At 72.8% G+C, this 5,126-nt stretch carries 4 protein-coding genes; 2 read left to right on the forward strand and 2 right to left on the reverse strand.

What is annotated here, in order from left to right:
* Positions 1-22 precede the first annotated feature (22 nt).
* The gene (gene coaA, locus ACFU7Y_RS39720) at positions 23-1,018 is read right to left on the reverse strand and encodes a type I pantothenate kinase (protein WP_380771279.1); all 996 of its coding nucleotides are present in this window, start codon (positions 1,016-1,018) and stop codon (positions 23-25) included.
* Positions 1,019-1,117: 99 nt separating this feature from the next.
* Between coaA and glmS the strand changes: the two genes are divergently transcribed.
* Positions 1,118-2,974 carry a glutamine--fructose-6-phosphate transaminase (isomerizing) gene (glmS, locus tag ACFU7Y_RS39725; protein ID WP_224273943.1) on the forward strand — a complete coding sequence of 619 codons (1,857 nt, stop codon included), beginning with the start codon at positions 1,118-1,120 and terminating at the stop codon, positions 2,972-2,974.
* 41 nt (positions 2,975-3,015) lie between these two features.
* Here the strand turns inward: glmS and ACFU7Y_RS39730 are convergent, their stop codons facing one another.
* On the reverse strand, positions 3,016-3,564 hold the full coding sequence (locus ACFU7Y_RS39730) for a Uma2 family endonuclease (protein ID WP_224273952.1): 549 nt from the start codon (positions 3,562-3,564) through the stop codon (positions 3,016-3,018).
* Between the two features lie 181 nt (positions 3,565-3,745).
* Here ACFU7Y_RS39730 and ACFU7Y_RS39735 point away from each other — a divergent pair.
* Positions 3,746-5,126: NAD(P)H-hydrate dehydratase (locus ACFU7Y_RS39735; RefSeq protein ID WP_380771280.1), on the forward strand; the 1,381-nt coding region annotated here is incomplete at its 3' end.

Raw genomic sequence — 5,126 nt, forward strand, 5'->3', positions numbered from 1 at the left:
GCGGGGGCCCTTCGACGTGCGCTCAGAGCTTGCGCAGCAGCGCCCGGCGGACCTTGTGGTCCGGGCCCTTCTGGAGGACCAGGGTGGCCCGGCCGCGGGTCGGCAGCACGTTCTCCAGCAGGTTGGGCTTGTTGATGGTGCGCCAGACCTGCCGGCCGTACTCCATCGCCTCCTCCTCCGGCACCTCGGTGAAGCGGCGGAAGTAGGAGTTCGGGTCCTGGAAGGCGGTCTGCCGCAGCTTGCGGAAGCGGTCCAGGTACCAGTGCTCGATGTCGTCGGTCCGGGCGTCGACGTAGATCGAGAAGTCGAAGTAGTCGGCCACCGCGAGGCGGGTGCGGCCGTCGGTGCCGGGCAGGGCCGGCTGGAGCACGTTCAGGCCCTCGACGATCAGGATGTCCGGGCGCTCCACGGTCAGCCGCTCGTCCGGCACGATGTCGTACACCAGGTGCGAGTAGACCGGCGCGCTGACCCGCTCCTTGCCCGCCTTCACGTCCGCGACGAAGCGCATCAGCGCCCGGCGGTCGTACGACTCGGGGAAGCCCTTGCGGGCCATCAGGCCGCGGCGGCGCAGTTCCGCGTTGGGCAGCAGGAAGCCGTCGGTGGTGACCAGTTCGACCCGCGGGTGCTCGGGCCAGCGGGCGAGCAGCGCCTGGAGCAGGCGGGCGGTGGTGGACTTGCCGACGGCGACGGAGCCGGCCACGCCGATGATGAACGGGGTGCGGGTGCGCTCGGTGTCCGGGGTGTCCAGGAAGGTGCCCAGCGTGCCGCGCAGCTCGTGCGTGGCGTGGATGTACAGGTTCAGCAGGCGCGACAGTGGCAGGTAGACGTCGCGGACCTCGTCCAGGTCGAGGGCGGTACCGAGGCCGCGCAGCCGTTCCACCTCCTCGGCGCTCAGCGGCAGCGGCGTACGCTCGCGCAGCGCGCTCCACTCGGCCCGGCTGAGGTCCACGTAGGGGGACGGTGACGGGCCGGGCATGGCGGCGCCCCGCGTACAGAGTTCGGTCAGCACATGCTCCATTGTGAGCCGTGGCGGCGTTCACGGTGGCTGTGGTGTCGGTCACGCAGCGTTCCCGCGCGGCGGGAATGCGGTCGCGGAACCGCCCTTATGCTGGCACGCATGTGCGGAATTGTTGGATATGTGGGCGCTCAGTCAGCCCTCGACGTAGTAATCGCCGGCCTGCAGCGCCTGGAGTACCGGGGTTACGACTCGGCCGGCGTCGCAGTGCAGGTCCAGGACTCCGAGGGGCAGTGGACCCTGGCCACCGACAAGCGGGCGGGCAAGCTCGCCAACCTGGAGAAGTCGCTCGCCGAGACCCCTCTGCCCGGCGGCACCACCGGCATCGGCCACACCCGCTGGGCCACCCACGGCGGCCCGACGGACGCCAACGCCCACCCCCACCTGGACGACCACCAGCGGGTGGCCGTGGTGCACAACGGCATCATCGAGAACTTCGCCCAGCTGCGCGCCGAGATCGCCGAGCGCGGCCACACCCTCCGGTCCGAGACCGACACCGAGGTTGTCGCCCACCTGCTGGGCGAGGCCTACACGGGCGACCTCGCCGAGGCCATGCGGGTGGTCTGCCGTCGGCTGGAGGGCGCCTTCACCCTCGTCGCCGTGCACGCGGACGCGCCGGACGTGGTGGTCGGTGCCCGCCGCAACTCGCCGCTGGTGGTCGGCCGCGGCGAGGGCGAGAACTTCCTCGCCTCGGACGTCGCCGCCTTCATCGCCCACACCCGTGAGGCGATCGAGCTGGGCCAGGACCAGGTGGTCGAGCTGCGCCGGGAGGGCGTGACCGTCACCAACTTCGACGGCACCCCCGCCGACGTGCGCGAGTACCACGTCGACTGGGACGCCTCCGCCGCCGAGAAGGGCGGCTACGACTACTTCATGCTCAAGGAGATCGCCGAGCAGCCGAAGGCGGTCGCCGACACCCTGCTCGGCCGGATCGGCACCGACGGCCGGCTGACCCTGGACGAGCTGCGGATCTCCGACGCCGACCTGCGCTCGGTCGACAAGGTCGTCATCGTGGCCTGCGGCACGGCCTTCCACGCCGGCATGATCGCCAAGTACGCGATCGAGCACTGGACCCGCATCCCCTGCGAGGTCGAGGTCGCCTCCGAGTTCCGCTACCGCGACCCGATCATGGGCCCGGGCACGCTGGTCATCGCGATCTCGCAGTCCGGCGAGACCATGGACACCCTGATGGCCCTGCGGCACGCCCGTGAGCAGGGTGCCAAGGTGCTGGCGATCTGCAACACCAACGGCTCCACCATCCCGCGCGAGTCGGACGCGGTGCTGTACACCCACGCCGGCCCGGAGGTCGCGGTCGCCTCCACCAAGGCGTTCCTGACCCAGCTGGTCGCCTGCTACCTGGTCGCCCTGTACCTGGGCCAGGTGCGCGGCACCAAGTGGGGCGACGAGATCTTCGCCGTCATCAAGGAGCTCGGCGACGCGCCGAAGCAGGTCGAGCAGGTCCTGGAGACCATGGAGCCGGTGCGCGAGCTGGCCCGCTCGCTGGCCGACGCCCGCTCGGTGCTGTTCCTCGGCCGCCACGTCGGCTTCCCGGTGGCCCTGGAGGGCGCGCTCAAGCTCAAGGAGCTGGCGTACATGCACGCCGAGGGCTTCGCGGCGGGCGAGCTCAAGCACGGCCCGATCGCGCTGATCGAGGAGGGGCTGCCGGTCGTGGTGGTCGTGCCCTCGCCGCGCGGGCGGTCGATCCTGCACGACAAGATCGTCTCCAACATCCAGGAGATCCGGGCCCGCGGCGCCCGCACGATCGTGATCGCCGAGGAGGGCGACGAGGCGGTCGTGCCGTACGCCGACCACCTGATCCGCATCCCGGTCACCCCGGTGCTGCTCCAGCCGCTGGTCTCCACCGTCCCGCTCCAGGTCTTCGCCTGCGAGCTGGCCACGGCCAAGGGCCACGAGGTCGACCAGCCGCGCAACCTGGCGAAGTCGGTCACCGTCGAGTAGTCCGCGCTCGTCGGCAACGGCGCCCCTGCGGTGGCTGCGTCCTACCGCAGGGGCGCCGTGTCGAGCGTGAAGGAGAACGGAGTGGGCAGGTCGATCGTCTTGCCGAACTCGACCTTGCTCTGGGTGATGTAGTCCCCGTCCTCAGGGTTGGTGAACAGCGTGACCGTGCCGTCGCTGCGGTCGATCAGTAGGTAGCACGGGATGCCGGCGGCGGCGTATCCCCTTCGCTTGGGCTCGCGGTCCTTGTGTGGATTGGTCGAGGTGACCTCGAAGACGAGGAGGACGTCGTCCGCCGGGGCCCAGGAATCCAGATGGTCGAAGTGGTCGGCCGGAACGACGGTGCCGTCGGGGATGAACCGGCCTCTGGGGGTGATCAGGCCCTTGACCCCTGCGATGTCCAAATCGATCGCGGCGTTCCGAAAGAACTGCTTGGCGAGTTTCGAGACCGCGCCCTCGTGTTGTCCATCCGGTGGCGGTGTCACGACGATCTCCCCTTCGATGAATTCGGCCTTGCTTCCCAGCGGGGTGTCCAGCTCCAGAAACGCCTGGAGGAGGCTGTCCTCGCCCAGCGGGTGCTCGACTGCCGGCATGGCGACCATGGCCCTTCTCCCTCCTGCTGGTTCGTACCGAGCCGCAAGGTAGGTGCACGGACTCAAGCCGGTGGGGGATCGAAGTGGTTGTCACTCGAAAGTGTGCCGCAGGCCCGGCTCCCGTGGGGCGGCGGCGCGGGTTAGCGTCGGCGGTACGTCGACTGCTGAAGGAGCCCCTGCCATGCGTCATGCACACCGGGTGGAAGCCGTCCGGGCCGCCGAGGGCGAGCTGATGGCACGGCTGCCGGAGGGAACGTTGATGCAGCGGGCGGCCGCCGGACTGGCGGCGACCTGCGCCCGGCTGCTGACCCGGCGCCGGGGGAGGGTGTACGGCAGCCGGGTGACGGTGCTCGCGGGCAGCGGGGACAACGGGGGTGACGCCCTGTACGCCGGGGCCGCGCTGGCCCGGCGCGGGGCGCGGGTGACGGCGGTGCTGCTGACGCCGGAGAAGGCGCACCCGGGCGGGCTGGCCGCGCTGCGGGCCGCCCGTGGGCGGGTGGCGGTGGAGCAGGAAGTCGGCCTGGCCGACTTCTCGCGTGCGGACCTGGTGCTGGACGGCATCGTCGGCATCGGCGGCCGGGGCGGGCTGCGCCCGGAGGCCCGGCCGTACGCGCAGGCCCGGCGGTCCGGGATCGTGGTGGCGGTGGACCTGCCGAGCGGGGTGGACGCCGACACCGGCGAGGTGCCGGGTGCGGCCCTGCGCGCGGACGTCACGGTCTGCTTCGGCACCTACAAGCCCGGGCTGCTGGTGGACCCGGGGGCCGAGTACGCGGGCGCCGTGCAGCTGGTCGGCATCGGACTGGAGCTGCCCGCCGCGGAGGTGACGGCGCTCCAGCACGCGGACGTGGCGGCGCTGCTGCCGGTGCCGGGCGCGGAGAGCGACAAGTACCGGCGCGGCGTGGTCGGGGTGGCGGCCGGTTCGGCGACCTACCCGGGGGCGGCGCTGCTGGCGGTGGCCGGGGCACTGCACGGCGGCGCGGGCGCCGTCCGGTACGTGGGCACCGCCGCCGAGGAGGTGGTCCGGCGCTTCCCGGAGGCGCTGGTCACCGAGGGCGGGCCGGCCGGGGCCGGGCGGGTGCAGGCCTGGGTGGTCGGGCCGGGCGGCGGCGAGGGGGCGCGGCAGACGCTGACCGAGGCGCTGGCGAGCGACGTCCCGGTGCTGGTGGACGCGGACGGGCTGACCGAGCTGGGCCGGCTCGGCCCGGACGCGCTGGCCGGCCGCACCGCACCCACCCTGCTCACCCCGCACACCGGCGAGGCCGCCCGGCTGCTCGCGGGCGCCGAGGGCGGCACGCCGCCGGCCGCCGACGACCTGGCCTCCGCCCGGCTGGCCACCGCCCGCCGGCTGGCGGCCGGCTACCGCGCGACGGTGCTGCTGAAGGGCTCCACCACGGTGGTCGCCGACCCGGGCGGGGCCGTCCGGGTGAACCCCACCGGCACCTCCTGGCTGGCCACCGCCGGCAGCGGCGACGTCCTGGCCGGGCTGGCCGGCTCCCTGCTGGCGGCGGGCCTCGCGCCGCTGGACGCCGCGTCGGCGGCCGCCTACCTGCACGGCCTGGCCG

The organism is Kitasatospora sp. NPDC057542, from assembly GCF_042801945.1.
GTDB lineage: Bacteria > Actinomycetota > Actinomycetes > Streptomycetales > Streptomycetaceae > Kitasatospora.

What these genes read in the sequence shown, in the direction of transcription:
- ACFU7Y_RS39730 (WP_224273952.1), bottom strand. Translation starts at nt 3,564, where the DNA reads ATGCCGGCAGTCGAGCACCCGCTGGGCGAGGACAGCCTCCTCCAGGCG.
- coaA (WP_380771279.1), bottom strand. Translation starts at nt 1,018, where the DNA reads ATGGAGCATGTGCTGACCGAACTCTGTACGCGGGGCGCCGCCATGCCC.
- glmS (WP_224273943.1), top strand. Translation starts at nt 1,118, where the DNA reads ATGTGCGGAATTGTTGGATATGTGGGCGCTCAGTCAGCCCTCGACGTA.